At 71.8% G+C, this 17,881-nt stretch carries 12 protein-coding genes; 8 read left to right on the forward strand and 4 right to left on the reverse strand.

The annotated features are described in order from the left end of the window. Window positions 1-62: 62 nt before the first annotated feature. The 3 genes from BCD48_RS09970 (at window position 63) to BCD48_RS09980 (ending at window position 5,694) form a co-directional block, all read left to right on the forward strand. On the forward strand, window positions 63-2,945 hold the full coding sequence (locus tag BCD48_RS09970; RefSeq protein WP_071048062.1) for an ATP-binding protein: 2,883 nt from the start codon (window positions 63-65) through the stop codon (window positions 2,943-2,945). 115 nt (window positions 2,946-3,060) lie between these two features. Next, entirely contained in the window at window positions 3,061-3,606 is a 546-nt protein-coding gene (locus BCD48_RS09975) for a VOC family protein (protein ID WP_071048063.1), read from the forward strand. A gap of 435 nt (window positions 3,607-4,041) precedes the next feature. Continuing rightward, a complete protein-coding gene (locus tag BCD48_RS09980; protein WP_071048064.1) occupies window positions 4,042-5,694 on the forward strand; it encodes an MFS transporter in 1,653 nt (550 codons plus the stop codon). Between the two features lie 58 nt (window positions 5,695-5,752). On the opposite strand, the gene BCD48_RS09985 is transcribed toward BCD48_RS09980, so the two are convergent. Next, the gene (locus BCD48_RS09985; RefSeq protein ID WP_071048065.1) at window positions 5,753-7,216 is read right to left on the reverse strand and encodes an alpha/beta hydrolase; all 1,464 of its coding nucleotides are present in this window, start codon (window positions 7,214-7,216) and stop codon (window positions 5,753-5,755) included. 1,003 nt (window positions 7,217-8,219) lie between these two features. On the opposite strand from BCD48_RS09985, the gene BCD48_RS09990 reads away from it, so the two are divergent. Both BCD48_RS09990 and BCD48_RS09995 read left to right on the forward strand, forming a co-directional pair. Continuing rightward, window positions 8,220-9,014, forward strand: coding sequence for an SDR family NAD(P)-dependent oxidoreductase (locus tag BCD48_RS09990; RefSeq protein WP_071048066.1), 795 nt, complete (start codon window positions 8,220-8,222; stop codon window positions 9,012-9,014). Beyond that, on the forward strand, window positions 9,011-10,081 hold the full coding sequence (locus BCD48_RS09995; RefSeq protein WP_071048067.1) for a phosphatidylethanolamine N-methyltransferase family domain-containing protein: 1,071 nt from the start codon (window positions 9,011-9,013) through the stop codon (window positions 10,079-10,081). The genes BCD48_RS09990 and BCD48_RS09995 overlap by 4 nt, the downstream gene beginning before the upstream one ends. A 377-nt stretch (window positions 10,082-10,458) precedes the next feature. Here the strand turns inward: BCD48_RS09995 and BCD48_RS10000 are convergent, their stop codons facing one another. Beyond that, window positions 10,459-13,200 carry a helix-turn-helix transcriptional regulator gene (locus BCD48_RS10000; protein ID WP_071048068.1) on the reverse strand — a complete coding sequence of 914 codons (2,742 nt, stop codon included), beginning with the start codon at window positions 13,198-13,200 and terminating at the stop codon, window positions 10,459-10,461. Between the two features lie 199 nt (window positions 13,201-13,399). Here BCD48_RS10000 and BCD48_RS10005 point away from each other — a divergent pair, with 199 nt between their 5' ends. Then, complete coding sequence (locus BCD48_RS10005) at window positions 13,400-13,825, forward strand: hypothetical protein (RefSeq protein WP_071048069.1); 426 nt, start codon at window positions 13,400-13,402, stop codon at window positions 13,823-13,825. A 204-nt stretch (window positions 13,826-14,029) separates the two neighbouring features. Here BCD48_RS10005 and BCD48_RS10010 read toward each other — a convergent pair whose 3' ends face one another. Then, window positions 14,030-14,500 carry a hypothetical protein gene (locus BCD48_RS10010; RefSeq protein ID WP_071048070.1) on the reverse strand — a complete coding sequence of 157 codons (471 nt, stop codon included), beginning with the start codon at window positions 14,498-14,500 and terminating at the stop codon, window positions 14,030-14,032. Between the two features lie 292 nt (window positions 14,501-14,792). Beyond that, window positions 14,793-16,043 carry a cytochrome P450 gene (locus BCD48_RS10015; protein ID WP_071048071.1) on the reverse strand — a complete coding sequence of 417 codons (1,251 nt, stop codon included), beginning with the start codon at window positions 16,041-16,043 and terminating at the stop codon, window positions 14,793-14,795. Here BCD48_RS10015 and BCD48_RS50565 point away from each other — a divergent pair. Both BCD48_RS50565 and BCD48_RS10020 read left to right on the forward strand, forming a co-directional pair. After that, the gene (locus tag BCD48_RS50565) at window positions 16,042-16,254 is read left to right on the forward strand and encodes a ubiquitin family protein (RefSeq protein ID WP_131803888.1); all 213 of its coding nucleotides are present in this window, start codon (window positions 16,042-16,044) and stop codon (window positions 16,252-16,254) included. The genes BCD48_RS10015 and BCD48_RS50565 overlap by 2 nt on opposite strands. A 31-nt stretch (window positions 16,255-16,285) precedes the next feature. After that, window positions 16,286-17,695 carry an NAD(P)/FAD-dependent oxidoreductase gene (locus BCD48_RS10020; RefSeq protein WP_071048072.1) on the forward strand — a complete coding sequence of 470 codons (1,410 nt, stop codon included), beginning with the start codon at window positions 16,286-16,288 and terminating at the stop codon, window positions 17,693-17,695. Window positions 17,696-17,881: the final 186 nt, after the last annotated feature.

Genomic DNA, 17,881 nt, shown 5'->3' on the forward strand with positions numbered 1-17,881 from the left:
GGGGTGCTGATCAAACGGTTCGAGTCCTCAGCCAGTCTCTCGACTGTGGCTACGGACGGGTGGTGGCCGAGCAGGCGTTCGTTCGGTGTACTGGTGACGTGGTGTCCACCGTGCGCGACGCGCCGACCGTCGGCCGGGCCGCTGAGCTGGCCGGCGCGTACGGCCTGGTGGACGGTGTCGCCCGGCGTGGGGAAGGCGCTTTGCTGGCCGTCGCCGGCGAGGCCGGGGTGGGGAAATCCCGCATCCTCGACGAGGTGGCCGCCCGGGCTCGCGCGGTCGGGACGAGGGTGTTCACCGGGCGCGCGGTGCCAGGCGGCGGCACTTACCGCGCGATCGCCGAGGCGCTGGTCGGCGGCTTGCGCGACGACCGGTACCCGGCCGCCGACGAGCTGCGCCCCTACCGTGCCGCGCTTGGCCGCGTCCTGCCGGGCTGGGCACCGGTCGAGTCCGGTGACCGGCCGGACCTGACGGTCGACCCGACACTGCTGCTCGGCGAAGGGGTGCTCCGACTGCTGCGCCAGCTCGGCGGCGACCGAGGCTGCCTGCTCGTCCTGGAGGACCTGCACTGGGCGGACGCCGACACCTGGGCGGTCGTCGAATACCTGGCGGGCACGCTGGCTGGCTGGCCCTTGCTGGTCGCGGTGTCGGCGCGCGACGACGAGGACGAGGCGATACCCGGCCTCGTCCGCCGTCTCGGCCGGCAACCCGCCGTCACGACCATGCGGTTGGGGCGGCTGGACGCGGCCACCGTCGCGGCGCTGGCGGCCGCCTGCGCCGGGGACGCGTTGTCGGACCGGGCCCTGCGCTACGTCCTTGAGAAGTCCGACGGGCTTCCATTCCTCGTCGAGGAACTCGTCGCGGCGGTCGCCGCCGAGGGCGTCACCGAGGACGCTGCCGAGGGCGTCGCTCGCGAGCCAGCCGAATCGCTGCCGCACACGCTCGCCGACCTGGTCGCGCACCGGCTCGCGGCACTGACGGCGCGGCAGCGCCGGGTGGTCGAGGCTGCCGCCGTGCTGGGGGCCGGACGGGACTGGGCGCTACTCGGTCCCCTGCTCGGCCTGACCGACGCCGAGGTGCTCGACGCGCTGCGGGCCGCGCATCCCAGGCTGCTGGTGTCCGACGGGGCCACGCTGCGCTGGCGGCACGCGCTGACCCGAGATGCCGTCCTGGCCTCGCTGTTGCCGCCGGAGCGCGCGGCGCTCGCCCGCCGGGTGGCCCAAGGGCTGCGTACCAGCGGCCGGTCCGACGACGAGGCACGGGCCGGCGACTTGCTGGTGAGCGCCGACGAACCCGATGAAGCAGCCGCGATCTTCCTTCGACTCGCCCGGCGCGACCTCGCCCGGGCGGCACCACGCAGCGCCGAGGAACTACTGGCGCGGGCGGCGGCGACCGGTGCGCGGCCGGCAGAGGTCGCGATCGAACGAGCCCGGCTGCTCACCCTGTCGGGACGGGCGTTGGAGGCGTTGGATGCCGGCGCCGCGGCCCTTGCCACCGTCACGGGAGACCGGCACGCGGACCTCTGCCTTGTCATGGCGGATGCGGCGGTCGTCGCCGGCCGGTGGGCTGAGGCCGAACGCCTCGTCGAACGTGCCGGACGGGCCCACGAACCGGGCAGTCTGGCGCTCGCCGCGGACGCGGCGTTCGGTGGCGGTGACCCGCGGCGAGCCGCCAGGCTGGCCGACGAGGCCGTCACCCGAGCGGCCAGGGGCGGCGACTGGACGGCGCTCGTCCACGCATCGACGACCCTCGCCCGCTGCACCGCGCGGGAGGACCCGGACGCCGCACTCGCGGCGTTCCGCCGGGCAGCGGCCATCGCGGCGGAGCACGGGCTGACCCGGTTGCGCGTGACAGCGCTGATCGGCGTCAGCACCGTGGAGTTCTTCGACCGCGCATCGTCGCCCGCCCTGCTCGAGGCCCGCGACGTCGCGCTCGACGCGGGTCTGCTCGCGCAGGCCATCTCGGCGGACCTGATGCTCGCGGACGGTAGGTCGACCGCCGAGGGGCCGCGGGCAGCCGAGGACCTGGCGCGGCACGCGGCCGACCAAGCGCACCGCCTCCGGCTGTCGGCGCTGCGAGGACTAGCGGAGATCTTCGTCGCCACTGGCCGGGCCGCCGCAGGGGACACCCGCGGGATGGAGGTGGTGCTCACCGCCGCTGTCGGCCGGTCGGACACCTCACCGGAGGTCGCCGCACTCGCCCCGGCGGTCCGCGGCCTGCGGCGGGTGCTGGCCCATGACCTGCGGGGCGCCACCGCCCTGTTCGACACCAGCATCGAGCTGCTGCGAGAGCACGCGAGCGCGGCTCCGGTCCATATCTGGGGCCTGTGGGCGCTGTTGCGGACCGTGACGGCTGACCGCGACGCGGCCTCCCGCGACCTGCTGCGGCGCTCCGACGCGCTGCCGAGGTCGCTCAACCGTGGCGGCCTGCGCTACGCCGAGGCGGTCGCCGCCGGCCGGGACGGCGAACCAGAGCGGGCCGAGGCGCTGTTCGACTCGGCGGACGCGATTCTCGCCGAGCAGCACTGGTGGCGGCGTCTGCTGCGGCTACTCGCCCTCGAAGCGGCGGTCGCCGACGGTTGGGGTACCCCCGTGCCCGCGCTGCGAGCCGATCTCGACGCCCATGTCGCGGGCGGCGACGACCTGCTCGCGCGCACCTGCCGTGACCTGCTACGCCGAGCTGGCGCGCCCACCCGGCGAGGACGCGGCCGTGGCACCGTCCCCCCGCGGCTTCGCGCGCTCGGTGTCACCAGCCGGGAGATGGACGTCCTCGGACTGCTCGTCGACGGGCTGACCAACCGGGAGATCGCCGAGCGGCTGTTCGTCTCGCCCCGAACGGTCGACACCCACGTGGCTAGCCTGCTCGCCAAGACCGGCGCGCCCGACCGGATCCGGCTGCGCGCCCGGCTGTCGGGCCAACTGGCCGATACCCGGCCGCCGCCTCGGTAGGTGCCGCGCGGACTAACTCGGTAGGTCTCACCGATGCCGGCCGATCGCCCCGCGCCGATGCTCGTCACACGGAAGTGACGGGCACGACGACCACGGCGAGCTAAGGACGGCCACGATGAGCCTCGATACCACGACGAACGCAACCGACGCATCCCACCCGGCGGCCCAGGGAAGCACCCTCCAGCCCGGGGATATCACCGGCGTTCTCGTCGCGATGCTCCCGGTCAGCGACCTCGCGGTCAGCGTCGCCTGGTATCGCGACCTGCTCGGGATGCACTACCGCCGCGAGTTCAGCCGGGACGGCGTCGTGACGGGGTGCGCGCTGGGCAGCGACGCCGGCTTCGCCATCTCCTTCCGGCTGCGCTCGACGACAGCCGGCACCGCGGATCTACGCGGCGAGCACCCGATCATCCTGAACGTGCCGGACCCCGACGCGCTCGCCCGCATCCGCGCGCACGCCGAGCGGCTGGGCTACAACCCGGTGGCCGGCGAGCACGCCGACGGTACATGGGTAGAGGTCATCGACCCGGACGGGATCTCGACCCGGTTCATCCACGGCACGGGCGACTGGAGCCGGTTCACCGGCGTCGCCTTCCATCCCGGTGGGGAAGCCACGTTCTACCCGTCCCCGCGCCTGATCCTCACCGCGCCGCGACGCTGACGATCTCCACCGACGCTTGCGGCAACGAAGCTCACCGACATCAGCGCCGGCTACCCAGCATGGCCCGAGGCCGGCACAGCCGGCTGATGGACACCTTCGCCGGTCGGACCAGCCGGGGCGGCGCGAATCCTCGCCGCGGTCGGCGATGTGGCCCGGTTCGTGCCATTCGCGCAGGAGGAGATCAACACACAGCTCGCTGCGCCTGTGACCGAGCCGGGGTAAGCCGAAACCGACAGCTTGCTGCGCCGTGCCGGAAACCGGTCTCTTCGCCATGAGGAGCTCATTCCGCTGTTTCGGACCACCGGAGATGCGGGGACGCTCCCGCGCCGGGAGGCTGTGGTTCACCGCCTGGTCGGCGGTGGCCGGACGGTCGTCGTCGATGGCTAGGTGCGGTCGAAAGGGAGCCATGCCAAGCAACAGGGCGGGAGCGGGGTGATGGCACGCCGGACTTCCGGGAAACAGAACTCCGGGGCCGAGCCGGGAACGGTCACAGCCGGCAGGGCACTTCTCCCCACACTGGCGGCGGCGCAGTTCCTCATGACCCTGGACAGCTCGGTTATGAACGTGTCGATCGCCACCGTCGCCGCGGACGTCGGTACCACGGTGACCGGAATCCAGACCGCCATCACCTTCTACACCCTGGTGATGGCCGCGCTCATGATCACTGGAGGTAGGCTGGGGCAGCTCCTCGGGCATCGGCGTGTGTTCACCATCGGCTGCGTCATCTATGGCTGCGGGTCACTGACGACCTCCGTCGCCAGAAATCTCGCCGTCCTCACGTTCGGCTGGTCATTCCTCGAGGGAGTCGGCGCCGCGCTGATCATGCCCGCTGTCATCGCCCTCATCGCGTCGAACTTCTCCCCGGCGGACCGGCCGCGCGCCTACGGGCTGGTCGCCGCCGCCGGCGCGATCGCGGTCGCCGCGGGTCCGCTCGTCGGCGGCCTGTTCACCACCTATCTGTCTTGGCGCTGGGTCTTCGCGGGCGAGGTCCTCGTGGTGGCCGTCATCCTGCGACTGACCCGGGGGATGGCAGGCACACCTCCGACAGCGGGCGGACGTCTCGATCTCGTGGGCACCGCGCTGTCCGCGACCGGCCTGGCTCTCGTCGTGTACGGCGTCCTCCGATCGGGGAGCTGGGGCCTGGTCCGGTCTGCACCCGGCGCACCCGTCTGGCTGGGACTCTCCCCCGCGATCTGGCTGATCCTCGCTGGCGGAACCATCCTGTGGCTCTTCGTCTGGTCGCAGGACCACAGGCTCGCCCGAGCCGCCGTCGTGCTGCTCGATCCGACGCTGCTGCGCAACCGGACGCTGCGGGCCGGGCTAACGTCGTTCTTTTTTCAGTACCTGCTCCAGGCGGGTCTCTTTTTCGTGGTACCGCTGTATCTCTCGGTGGCGCTGGGGCTCTCGGCGGTCGCGACCGGCGTCCGCCTACTGCCGCTGTCCATCGCCCTGCTGGTGGCCGCCGCCGGCATTCCGAAAGCCTTCCCACATGCCTCGCCCCGGCGCGTCGTCCGCGGCGGTTTCCTCGCCCTGTTCGCCGGTATCACGATCATGATCGTCGCGCTCGACGCCGGCGCCGGACCGGAGATCGTGACGTGGCCGATGCTGCTCGCGGGCCTCGGGGTGGGCGCCCTCGCGTCGCAGCTCGGCAGTGTCACCGTGTCCGCGGTCGCCGACGAGCACAGCGGCGAGGTCGGTGGGGTGCAGAACACTGTGACGAACCTGGGCGCCTCGATCGGTACCGCGGCGGCCGGAGCGGTACTCATCTCCGTACTGTCCACGTCGTTCTTCACCGGCGTCCGCCAGGACCCCGCCGTGCCGGCAGGCCTGACCACGCACGCTGAGGCGCGGCTGGCCGAAAACATCCCCTTCTTGTCCGACCGGGACCTGAAGATCCGGCTCGACGAGGCCGGAGTGTCGCCGGATACCGCCAAGGCCATCACCACCAACAACGCGGATGCCCGCATCGACGGTCTGCGAGCATCTCTGTCGCTGCTGGCCGCCATCGCCCTGACCGCGCTGATCCTCACCCGTCAGATCCCGTGCCAGCAGCCCGCCCCGGTACCGGCGCCCGGCCAGGCCACCTGATCGCTCCACCGCCGGCGATGCCGGCTTGCGGCCGCCCTTACGTCCCCCGGGAACCTACCTATTGGCGCCGGCTGTCCGGTTGGACGATGTTGAGGTCGCCGTAGCTGGACAGCGTGTCGGCCATGTCGCCGGGCTTGCCTCGGAGCGCGTGGTCCAGGAAGGCGATGCAGGCGCCAGCGGTGACCCGCGGGCCCCCGGTACGGCCCAGTGAGCCGACGATCGAGGGCACGGGCGGGAGGTAGAGGGGAGCGTCCGTGAAGGTGAGATGCGCGGCGCCTGGGACGGTGAGCAGGTAGCTGGTCTTGGTGCTGAGGCTGAGGACTTTGGCGAGGCGGGGGATGTAGTCGGGGCTGGGTTTGCCGATGGTCGAGGTGAGGGCGAGCGCCGGCTGGTGGTAGGGGCGTGGGGTGGGGTCGTGGGAGTAGCCGTCCATGTCGATGACGGCCGCGAACCGGGGGTCCTGGTGGGCTGCCTGTAGTGCGGCGCTGCCACCGAAGGAGTGGCCGGTCACCGCTACCCGCGCGGTGTCGAGACGTCCGGTCAGTGGGCCAGGGATCTGTCCGTGCTCTACCCGGTTCAGCTGGGTGAGGACGAAGCTGAGATCGGTGGCGCGGATCCCGGTTGCCTCGGCCGCTTGCTTTTCGCCCTCTGCCTGGTCGTCGGTGGCGGCGAGCCTGGTATCGATCGTGTGGCCGTTGGTGAGAACCACGGCGGCGGAGTCGTAGGGGTGGTCGAGGGCCGCGACGACATAGCCGTGGCTGGCCAGCTCCTCCGCCCATGCCGTGTTCTGTGTTCGTACTCCTCCCGCCCCGGGAGAGAACAGCACGACGGGGAACAGTTCGCGTCCGGGGGCCGGCGGGGCGTCGGGCACCGCGTGCGTGCGCACCCGCGGAAGGCCGTCGAGCAGGAAACCGGGGACGCCGACGTAGCGCGCCAGCGCGTCGGAGACGGTGCGCGCCTCACCCTGCGTGCGCCCCAGGTACGGGGCGCGCTGCGCGCCTGCGGGGCTCTGCCGCGCGGGGTACCAGAGCTGGACCACGACCGTGCGCCGGTCGCGGGGGTCGGCCGTGGCGGTCTCGGCGCGGGCCGGGTCCGTCCACTGCACCACGCTGGTGCCGACAGCGGAGTTGCCCGACGGCTCGGGGAACACCGGCCTGGGCAGCGCCCAGGCCGCCGCGGGGCCCGAGGCGATCAGACCGAGGCACAGCGCCGATCCCGGCAGCGCGAGCCACCACCGGGCCCTGCGCGGCGAGCGGCCACCGCGCGGGGGGAGCAGCGGAGCGACGGCGAACGGGAGGACCACAGCCGCGCCGACGAGTACGGGCACCAGCTGCCAGCGCAGCCCCACCACGCCCAGCACCATTCCGGAGAGCACGACGGCTGCCACGGCGCCGAACGTCAGTGGGCGACGGGCAGCCGGAGGGAGCCAGCGCGCCAACACCAGGGCGACGGCGCCAAGCACAAGCAGGATTTCCAAGGGGGACATCTGCAGCCCCTCAACGATCTCGGTCACAGGCACCATGCTGGATTCACATGCACGCCGCCGCGTCAGCCGCCAGATCGAAATCATGTGCTACCTGGGGCTGACGAAGGTCTGCTCGACATCCGCCTCAGTGCGTACTCCGGTGAACGGTGTGGCGTGGAGTCCAAATGGGTCGCCGATCCTGACCGCCAGCAACTTCGGCTCGGCGCGGGTCTGGGATGCCGGGTTGTTGCGACGGCGAACTGGCGGTGATCTGCGCGCGCCCGCCCGTGTGGTCCGACGACGAGGCGAGGAACGGTTTGCGCCGCTGTGCCGATCCCGCTTACCGCGGGATCGGCACGCGTCTCGACCACGCCAGGAATGACGGTGTCGTCCACCAGATACGGGCCTATACGGAGTGGAGTGCGCGCGGCGGCCTGGTAGACGTGCCGCACTGTGCCCAGCACCTGCTCGGGTGTCGAGCCGAGGTGGAGCTGATCGTCGTGCCGGACCCGGCACCGCGCCTCACTGTCTTGTATTCGCGCGTCGCGGTCGGCTGGTCGTCTCTGTCAGTAGTCACGCCCGTGTGCCGGTCCGGGCTGGGCCCGGACCGGCACTGGGCGTTGGTCCGTGTGTTGCGAGGGGGACGAGTGGGCTAGACCGTGACGGGTTCCAGGTTCGCCCGGGTGGTCGGCGCGTCCGCTGAGACTGCCCGCAGTGTGGAGTGGCGCTCTGTGGGCGATCAGTCGGGGGCTGGCCGGTCGCCGGCGCCAGGGCTCGCGATCAACGGCCCGTCGCGCTGGGGCCAGCCCTCCATCGAGCGGATGCGCGCCGCCACCCGACCGCGACCCTCGTCCACCTACCCGTCCACGCCAGCTGGCGCAACCAGGTCGAGGTCTACTTCTCGATCCTGCGACGCAGGGCCATCGAGCGCGGTGACTTCGCCGACCTCGACGCGCTCGCCGCCCGGTCGTGGCCTTCCAGACGCTCTACAACCAGACCGCCAGACAGTTCGACTGGAAGTTCTGGGTAGGGCGGGATGCTCTGGATAAAGTGGAGCTATATGGCCGCGTTCCGCACTCACATGCCGCATGGGCCGTGGGCTGTCGTCGCTGGGGCCTCCGAGGGCCTCGGCGCTGCCTGGGCCGAGGCCCTCGCCCGGCGCGGCCTGCACGTCCTGGCGGTCGGGCGCCGCCCCAAGCCGCTCGAACAGACGGCACAGCGCCTGGCCGCCAAGCACGAGGTCGAGGTGCGCACGCTGGCCGCCGACCTCGCCGAGCCGGGCTTCGCGGACCGCCTCGCCGCGGCCGGCAGCGGGCTCGAGATTGGCACCGCCGTTTACAACGCGGCCTTCTCCTTCACGGGCCTTCTGCTGGACCATCCACCGCAGCACGCCCAGCGCCTCGTCGATGTCAACGTTCGCGGCCCGCTGGCCCTCATCCACCAGCTCGTCCCCGCGATGATCGAGCGCCGCCGCGGCACGCTCGTCCTGATGTCCTCGCTCGCCGGCAACCAGGGCGGCCCGGGCCTTGCCGCCTACGCCGCCAGCAAGGCTTTCACCACGTCCCTGGCCGAGAGCCTGCATGCCGAGCTGCGCCCCGTCGGCGTCGATGTCCTCGCATGTGTGGCCGGCGCTGTGCGCACGCCCGGCTACGCCACGACCGTCGGGCGTGACGCGCCAGGCACCCTCGATCCCGACCAGGTCGTCGAGGCCGCCCTCGCGGGCTTGGGCCGGATGGCGCTCGTGACCCCGGGCCGCGCGAACAAGCTCGCCGCGTTCGTCATGCGCCGTCTGCTGCCGCGCGCCACCACCACCGCCATCATGGGTCGCGCGGTGAAGGGCTTCGACGTACCGTGATCCTTGGCTTCTTTCTACCGTGGATCATCTTCGGTGCCATCCTCGCCCTGCACGTCGCCCTCCCCGCCCGCTGGATCGACGGCTACGTGCGCGACGATCACTACCGGCCGCTGCGCTACCGACTCAACGGCCTCGTGGTCCTTCTGGCCGCCGTCGGGATCGCCGTGGTGCTCGTCGCCGTGCACGCGGCGCCGGCCGACGAGCTCTGGCGTCACCGCTGGGCCGAACTCGCCGGCGCATGCGTCTTCGGCCTGCTGTTCACCGCCGCGCTCGTCCTGCCCGCCCCGCCGACCGGCAGGCCGCCCGTCGCCGACCTCTACCTCGGCCGCCGCGAGAACCCGCGCTGGCGCGGCGGCACGGTCGATGCGAAGATGTGGCTCTACTTGGCGGGCGCGGTACTGCTCGAGCTCAACGTTCTGTCCTTCGCCGCCCACCAGCATCTCGCGATCGGCCACCTCAGCGCTGCCGTCGCGCTCTCGGCGGGGCTGCTGACCTACTTCGTCGTGGACTACCTCACCTTCGAATACGTCCACCTCTACACATACGACCTCTTCGCCGAGCGCGTGGGCTTCAAGCTCGGCTGGGGCTGTCTGGTCTTCTACCCGTACTTTTACTGCGTGGGCCTCTGGGCGCGGGCTGACGAGCCCGACCCGCACGCGCCGGCCTGGCTGCTGGTCCTCGCCGGCGTCGTCTTCGCCGCCGGCTGGACGCTCGCGCGCGGGGCGAACATGCAGAAGTTCCTCTTCAAGCGCGATCCCTCTGCCCGCGCCTTCGGCCTGTTCGAGCCGCGCGCGATCGGTGACGGTGAGCGCACGCTGCTCTGCGGCGGCTTCTGGGGCGCCGCCCGCCACATCAACTACCTCGGCGAGATCCTCATGGCCGTCGGCATCACACTCGCCCTCGGCACGCCCGGCGACCCCGTGCCCTGGCTGTACCCCCTCTATTACGTCGGCCTGCTCGTGCCGCGCCAGATCGACGACGACCGCCGCTGCGCCGCCAAGTACGGCGCGCTCTGGGACGAGTACCGCGCTCGCGTGCGCTGGCGGATCGTCCCTGGGATCTACTGAGCGTCATCGCTAGCGGTGCCGTCCCGGGCGTCGCCGCACTCCTACCGCCCTGACCGATAGGTCGAACCTATTTGCCCAGGTCGTGTGCCACGAACGCTGAAGGAGGCGTGGTTGTAGGAGCTCCTGGAAGCGGTTCTGTGCAGGTGATGGAGGTAGGTCCTCCGGGGTCGCCCTGCAGGGGGAGGTCTCAAACCACCGCAAGCTGCGTCGGTTAAGTGCCGGGGTGGTGAGCGTTGCGGGAAAAGGCGCGACGTGATCGCGTCAGGTGCGGGTCAGGAAGGCGAGCGTGAGCGAACCGCTGATATCCTCACGATTCGTGATGGCCGCGTGAGCGTTGTGCGCACTTTGATCGCGCCTGAAACGGCCGCGTGATGCATTTACTGCGCCGGGCCGAGCTGTGCGTGGGCGAGTTGGCGGCGCGAGGTGAGGCCGAGCTTCCGGAAGATCTTCCGGAGGTGGTAGTCGACGGTGTAGGGGCTGAGGTAGAGATGGGCGGCGATCTCCGCGTTGGTCGCGCCCGTGGCAGCCAGTCTGGCTACCTGGTCTTCCTGCGGCGTGAGGTCAGTTTTGGGGCCCGGGGCCGCTCGGGCCGGGCGGGTCTCGCCGGCTGCGGCGAGCTCGCCGCGGGCGCGCGCGGCGAAGCCCTGCGCGCCGACGTCCTCGAACAGTTGGTACGCCTGGCGCAGGGCGGCGCGGGCGTCTCGAGGCCGGCGGGCCCGCCTGAGCCATTCGCCGTAAAGGAGCTGGCTGCGCGCGAGGTGGGCGGGTCCGGCTGAGCGTGTGTGCTCGTCGACGGCTTCGCGGTAGAGGTCGTCGGCGTCCGGACTGTCTGCCGCGGTGAGGGCGCGGACGCGGGCCAGAAACCCGAGCATGACCGGGCTGGGGGTGTCGGCCGCCAGCGTGCCTAGCTGACGGGCGATGCTCTCGGCGGCGCCGCGGTGACCGGAACGCGCGGCCGCCTCGGCGAGATCGGGCAAGGCGAACTTGAGCTGCGAGGTACCAGCGATGCCGGAGGGGTAGCTGGCATAGGCGGCGTCGTAGCGGCCCTGCCCGAGTTCCACGACGCAGCGCGCGTAGCTGGCAAACACGAGCTGGTATCCCTGCCCCTGGCGGGCCGCTTCCGCGGCGACCAGGTCGAGGAGGGCGTAGGCCTGCCGAGGCGGCCCGCTCCAGGCCGTCAGCAGCAAGGATCCGAGGCTCCAGGGTTGGCCCCGGGCATCGGCCAGAGCGGTCATCTCACTGAAGCACCGCCGGGCTTCGGCGAGGTCTCCGGCGAACAGGCCCCAGGCTCCTGCATGGCTGAGGGCCAGCGCCAGGGAGAGCATGGTCCCGTGCTGCCGGGCCGCGGTTTCCATGCGGTGGCTCAGCTCGCGCAGCGTGGGTTCGTCCCCGAGGATCGTGGCGTCTTCGCAGGCGGCGGCGAGCAGGTGGAGCGTCTCCGGGGAATCCGGGTCGCCGCGTCGCACGGTGTCGATCGCACGGCGTAGAGCGGGCCGGGCGACGTCCAAGCCGTGCAACTGCAGGGCGGTGTCGGCGTCGAGCAGCAGGTCGCCGACGGTGGCGGTCATCCCGGCGGGCAGTGGTAGCGCCAGCGCCGCGCGGGCCACGTCGGCCCGGGTGGCTCCCTCGGGCGCGAGCTGGTCGTTGATCTGTGCTTCCACAGCGGCCTCGACCAGGATGTCGCGGGCCAGCCGGATGTCGACCGGACCGAGGCTGGCTGCGGCGGCGAGCAGGTCGCGGGTCGCCTTCGCGGGCTGGCGTTGCGCGTGGTGGATGCGGCCCTGAACCCGCCGGGTGAGGCAGAGGTGGCGCGGGTCGTCATGGTAGGTGGCGGCGGCGTCGAGCTCGGCTTGCGCGCGGTCGAGGGCACCCGAGCCGCAGCTCGCCTCGGCGGCGGCGAGCATCCGGCGGCTGCGGGCCGCCTGGCCGGTGGTGAGGGTCGCCGCGCGGCGGAAAAGCGCGGCAGCCGCGCTCCAACCGCCGCGGCCACGGGCTCGCTCCCCGGCGCGCTCGAGTTCGGCGGCGACCTTCTCGTCCGGGCCGGTGACCGCTTGAGCCAGGTGCCAGGCGCGCTGGTCCGGATCGCCCGGGCCGACTGCCTCGGCCAGGACGGCATGGATCTGCTGGCGCTCCGCGAAGGTGGCCCCGTAGTACACCGCCGATCGGATCAGCGGGTGGCGGAAGCGGACCGCACGGCGGATGGTGATGAGCTGGCGGTCTTCGGCCGCCGCGGCGGCGTCCACGGTGAAGCCCAGCTTCTGGCCGACCTGCGCGAGCAGGCTGGTGTCACCGGTGGGCTCGGCGGCCGCGGCGAGCAGCAGGGACTGGGTCTCCGGCGGAAGTTGCCGGATTTCTCGCAGGTAGCGCTGCTCGAGCCGACGGCCCAGCGGTAGCGGCTCGGCCGGGAACGGGTCGCCCTCCAGCCGGCCGGCGGCGATTTCCTGGCCGATCTCGATGAGTGCCAGGGGGTTGCCGGCCGTCTGTGCGATGACCCGGTCGGCCACAGGGCGGCGTAGCCGTGACCCGGACACGGCCGCGAGTAGGGCGCGGGCGTCCTCCTCCGCCAGCCCGGCTAGGCGGAGCTCGGGCAGCTCGGCGAGCCGGTCCGGGGGCGGGGCGGGCTCGCGGACGGCGAACACGACGGCGACGGAGTCGGCGTGCAGGCGCCGGGCCACGAACGCGAGAACGTTGGCCGATTCTGGATCCAGGCAGTGCGCGTCATCGACCAGGCACAGCAGAGGGCGACGCGCGGCCTGCTCGGCCAGCAGCCCGAGCGTGGCCAGGCCCACGAGGAAGGGATCGGGCGCCCGGCCCTCCGCCATGCCGAAGGCAAGCTTCACCGCCGCGCGCTGCGGAGCCGGCAGCACGTCGAGATCGGACAGGAACGGCCGCAGCAGCTGGTGCACGGCCGCGAAGCTGAGCCCCATCTCGCTTTCGACGCAGTCGATGCGCACGACCCGCAGGTCCGCCGCGGCCGCCTGCGCGGCGTCCAACAGGGCTGTCTTGCCCACGCCCGGCTCGCCCCGAAGCACGACAACGCCGCTCGCTCCGTGGCGGGCGCCGGCCACGATCTGACCGAGGCGGCGCTGTTCTTCGTCCCGCCCGAGCAGGCCCGTCACGGGACAAACCTACTGCCCGGCGCACCCGCGTCGGCCAGACCAGCACGTCCACCACGTGGCGGCCCGGCTGACAGGACTACGAGCACCGCGGGATGCCGGTCAAACCGACGGTGGGGAACCGTACGGAACCACCGGAGCCGGCGGCGGCCACCGAGCAAGGGACTGCCGCCCACCCGAGGAGCCGGACAGGGAGACGGTCATGCCGATGATCGATGTTTATGCCGCCGCGGGAACGTTCGCCAGCAAGCGTGATCTCGCGCAGCAGCTGGCCGCGGCGGTGATGCGCTGGGAGCAGGTGCCTCCCATCGCGCTTTTCGAGAACAACACGGCTGCTTTCATCCACGACCTGGACAGCGACGCGGTGTCCAACGTCGCCGGCGACAGCACCTATGTCCGGGTCCAAGTCCTCACGCCGGCCGGGGTACTGGACCGCGACAAACAACTGGGTGTGGTCCGGGAACTCACCGAGATTGTCGCCGCTCAGGCCCGTGACGTGACGCTCGTCGACCGCACCTGGGTGCTGATCGCCGAATCGCCGGACGGCGGCTGGGGCATCGCCGGGCACGCCTACACCGGCGCTGAAATTGCCGAGGCGGCGCGCCGTGAGCTGGGCCAGAAGCTGTGAATCCGCGTCCGCGGTCATGAAACGGCCGCCCTGACCGTGCCAGGAACGCTGGTCGGCAAACCCCTTCTCGGGTGTGCCGAGCGGTCCCAACCACGGCCTCCGGGGAATATCGTGCCGGGCCGACCTGCCGCCGGACGTCAGTCCCGCGGCAGGTCGCTGACGACCGGACATGCCGTCGGCGACGTAGCCGCAGGGGCGGGCGGGTCATGGGAGCCAGTCCTCGGTGTGCCGATGCCGGCCGAGGTCCACCGAGTCGAACTCGTCGTGGACGCCCTCGCGGGTGACACCTACCCACGCGAGTGCCTGGGAGATCGGCGTGCCATCCACCGGCACCAGCTGGCCTTCGCCAAGCGCCACGGGTCCAAAGACGAGGGCGCCGCCGCTCCAGACGGCGGCGCGCTGGCTGCCGACACCGCCGAAGAACTCCGCTTCGACATAGGCGAGCGGACCAGCGCCGGACCAGCCGCGCAACAGACGATCGAAGCCACCAGGAAACCGCCAGAACCCGAGTGACGCGGCCGATCCGCCGCCGGCCACCTCGTCGACGAGCCGGTCCGTCACCGGGACGAGGCCCATGCCCTGCCGCAACGGCACCACGACGGCGCTCACCACGTCCCGAGCGACCAGCGACAGCGCCGCCGTCGGCCCGACAATCGCCTCAAGCGAATACCCCACGACCGTGATCTTCCCGCAGTTCCCCTCCAACACCCCACGGGCCTGGCCCACGCCGCACAGCGATCACCGAACCTATCGGGACGTCCCCGCCGGACCCACCACCTCGGACATCGTCGAGCTGTTCACCCGTTCGGTGCTCCCTCGGGTTCAGGCCCTGCACTGACGGACACACACCGCGCCAGCCGAAACCTCGCCCTCGCGGGCACTGGGCAGCGCCCCGTTGGTTCTGGGGGCCGGCGTTGGCCGGCCACGTGGGGCGAGGAACTCAGCACGTCCTACAGACGTGCAGTGGTCAAGCTTCCGTGCGGGGGCGGAAGCGGACCGGGAGGTGGGCCAGCCCGCGCAGAAGGATGTTCGGCTTGTACGCCGGCCGCTCGGTCATCAGCTCCATCGTCCCGACCCGCCTGATCAGCGCGGTGAGCAGGATCTGCATCTCCAGCAGCGCCAACGGCGCCCCCAGGCAGTAGTGGTGGCCGAGGCTGAACGACAGGTGCCGGGCGACGTCGCCCCGCGCGTAGCGGCGGAGGTCGAGCCGGTCGGGATCGTCGAAGACGGCGGGATCGCGGTTGGCACAGGCGATGAGGGCGACGACTCCCTCACCGGGGGCGAACACCCGCCCGCCGACCTCCATCTCCCGCTTGGCCGAACGAGTGTTCATATGGATCGGAGAGTCGTAGCGCAGCAGCTCCTGCACCGCGCTGGGGATCAGCTCGGGGTGCGCGCACAGCTCGGCGAACTGGTCGGGATGGCGCAGCAGGGCCAACATCCCGTTGCCGACCAGGTTCACCGTCGTCTCGTGGCCGGCGATCAGCAGGGTGATGCACGTGCCGAGCAGCTCGTCCTCGGTCAGCCGGTCGCCCTGCTCCTCCACCCGCGACAGCACGCCGATGATGTTGTCGCCGGGGCTGCGGCGCTGCGCCCGGACGAGATCGCGGAAGTAGTCAAGGAATGCCGGGATGGCCGCGTTGCGCGCGTCAAGTTCCTCCGGCCGCACGAGTACGTCCGGGTCGAAGGAGCGAGCCAGCGGCTGGGACCACTCCTGTACCTGCGGGTGGTCCGCCCCGGGCACGCCGAGCAGCTCACAGACGACCGTCAGCGGCAGCGGGTAGGCGATCGTGTCGATCAGGTCGAACTCTCCGGCGGCGAGCGAATTGTCGATCAGGCCGTCGACCAGCGCCTCGATCCGAGGTCGCAGCCCGGCGACGTGGCGTGGAGTGAACCCCTTGCTGACCAGGCCGCGCAGCCGGGTGTGGTCCGGCGGCTCCATCCACAGGAACGTCGACGGGAAGTCGCTGGGGGAAACGTTCGGGTGAAGCTGTTCGAGCTCCTGGTCGTGGCCCCAGTCGGCGTTCGACAGGATGGCCACGCAGTCCTCGTACCGGTTCGCCAGCGGTAGGCCGAAGGGTGACGGATGCAGCGGCGCCATTTCACGCATGACGTCGTAGCGGGAATAGGGATCGTCGCGGTAAGCGGGATCGAAGAACTCGGCGACAGCCTGCTCTGCCCGTGCCGCTCCGCTGGTAAGGACGTCGGTCGGTCCCATGCTGTGCCCCTTCCTGCCGCCGGCCGGCGGCGCCTGCCCTCGTACCCTGAACACTTCAACGCGGGCGGCTGAACGCGACGGTAACTACACATTTCCGTTGCGTGAATACTATGCTGCGACATTTATTGCGATCGGGACGCTGAATCGTCCGATCGAACTGGCCGGCGCCGCCTTGACGAATTCCGGCAAGACTTCGAACAATGTCCGTTGAACAGGCCTGTCGACGTCCGTGAAGGAGGGACATGGCAGACGCGCGGGGTCGTCGCGCCGTCGTCCTCGGCGGCGGGTTCGCGGGCCTGCTGGCCGCCCGTGTGCTGTCCGAAGAGTTCGACCGGGTGACCATCGTCGAGCGGGACCCGACGCCGAGCGACGAGTACCGGCGTGGCGCGCCCCAAGGTCGCCACCTGCACGGCCTGCTGGAGCGCGGCCGGCAGATCCTCGACGAGTTCTATCCCGGATTCACCGAGGAGCTCGTGGACCGGGGCGCGCCGACGACGGAGGTTCTTGTCGGCTCCCGCTGGTACTTCGCCGGCCGGCGGGCCTGGCCGCGCCCGACCGGGCTCACCACCGTGCTGGCCAGCCGGCCCCTGCTGGAGACCGTGCTGCGGGAGCGGACGATGGCCCTCCCGGGTGTGCATCTGATGCTTGGCGTATCGGCCGTCGGCCTCGTCGTGGAGCCCGTGGCCGGCGGCGCGGGACGCGGCCAGGCCCGCGTCATCGGTGCCCGGGTGACGGCCGGCGCCGACGCGCCGCCGGATGGCGTGCCCGGGACGATCGAGGCTGACATCGTCGTCGACGCGACGGGCTGGGGCACGCGGGCGCCGCACTGGCTGGCCGCGCTTGGCCTCGCCCACCCGCCCGAGGAACGCTTCGAGGTCGACCTTGGTTACGCCTCCCGGCTCTACCGGCGTGAACCCGGCCACCTCGGCGGCGACCTCAGCGTGATCATGGCGGCCGTGCCGCGCACCCGCGGCGGCGGCGCGATCGCCCTGGACAGCGACCGCTGGCACGTGACGCTCGCCGGGATGCTCGGCGACCACCCACCGATCGACCCCGCCGGCTTCGAGGCGTTCAGCGCCACTCTGCCGGGCCCGGAGATCCACGACCTCATCCGGACGGCGGTGCCGCTGACCGATCCGGTCCCGCACCGGTTCGCCGCCTCCGCACGGCGCCGCTACGAACTTCTGCCCACCGCGCCCGACGGGTTCGTCGCCTTCGGTGACGCGCTGTGCAGCCTCAACCCGCTCTACGCGCTGGGCATGACCGTGACCGCTCAGCAGGCGCTGGCGTTGCGCGCGAGCATGGCCGGCGGCGCCGGACGTGCCGGCAGGGTGGACGGACTGGCCCGCCGCTTCCACCGGCGGGCGGCCGCCGTGATCGACATAGCGTGGACGATGACGACCGGGTCCGATCTGCGCTACCCGGCCGTCGCCGGCCGCCGGGACGCGCGCACTCGGCTGGTCAACGCCTACGTGGCTCGGGCCCAGGTCGCGGCGCACCGGGACCCCGCCGTCGCGCTCGCGCTCGTCCGCACCAGGGTGCCGTCAAAGTCCCTTTTCGCTGATCAGGCCGATGATCTGGAGGACGCGTTCGGGCTGGCGGGCGGTGGCTCGCAGGGCTTTGGCGATGCTTCTGTGTCCGGTGAGGCGTAGCGCGCTGATGGCGGTGTCGCGGGCGATCGCCCAGGCCAGGGGCGCGTTGCCGGTGCGGACGGTGTGGCGGTCCTCGTCGAGGACGCGGTCGCGGACGTGGTGGACCGCTTCGACCGTCCAGTGCCCGCGTGCCCGTGCCGCGAGGTCCCGTGGGTGGGCCTGTTCGGCGGGCAGGCTGGTGACCAG

Origin of the sequence: Pseudofrankia coriaricola (genome assembly GCF_001854805.1) — a bacterium.
In the GTDB taxonomy this organism is placed as follows: Bacteria; Actinomycetota; Actinomycetes; order Frankiales; family Frankiaceae; genus Pseudofrankia.

Bases quoted from the DNA above. Each gene is read 5' to 3' on its own strand.
- BCD48_RS09990 (WP_071048066.1), top strand. From the start codon at position 8,220: ATGGCCGCGTTCCGCACTCACATGCCGCATGGGCCGTGGGCTGTCGTC.
- BCD48_RS10015 (WP_071048071.1), bottom strand. From the start codon at position 16,043: ATGGGACCGACCGACGTCCTTACCAGCGGAGCGGCACGGGCAGAGCAG.
- BCD48_RS09975 (WP_071048063.1), top strand. From the start codon at position 3,061: ATGAGCCTCGATACCACGACGAACGCAACCGACGCATCCCACCCGGCG.
- BCD48_RS10020 (WP_071048072.1), top strand. From the start codon at position 16,286: ATGGCAGACGCGCGGGGTCGTCGCGCCGTCGTCCTCGGCGGCGGGTTC.
- BCD48_RS09980 (WP_071048064.1), top strand. From the start codon at position 4,042: ATGGCACGCCGGACTTCCGGGAAACAGAACTCCGGGGCCGAGCCGGGA.
- BCD48_RS10005 (WP_071048069.1), top strand. From the start codon at position 13,400: ATGCCGATGATCGATGTTTATGCCGCCGCGGGAACGTTCGCCAGCAAG.
- BCD48_RS50565 (WP_131803888.1), top strand. From the start codon at position 16,042: ATGCTGTGCCCCTTCCTGCCGCCGGCCGGCGGCGCCTGCCCTCGTACC.
- BCD48_RS09985 (WP_071048065.1), bottom strand. From the start codon at position 7,216: ATGGTGCCTGTGACCGAGATCGTTGAGGGGCTGCAGATGTCCCCCTTG.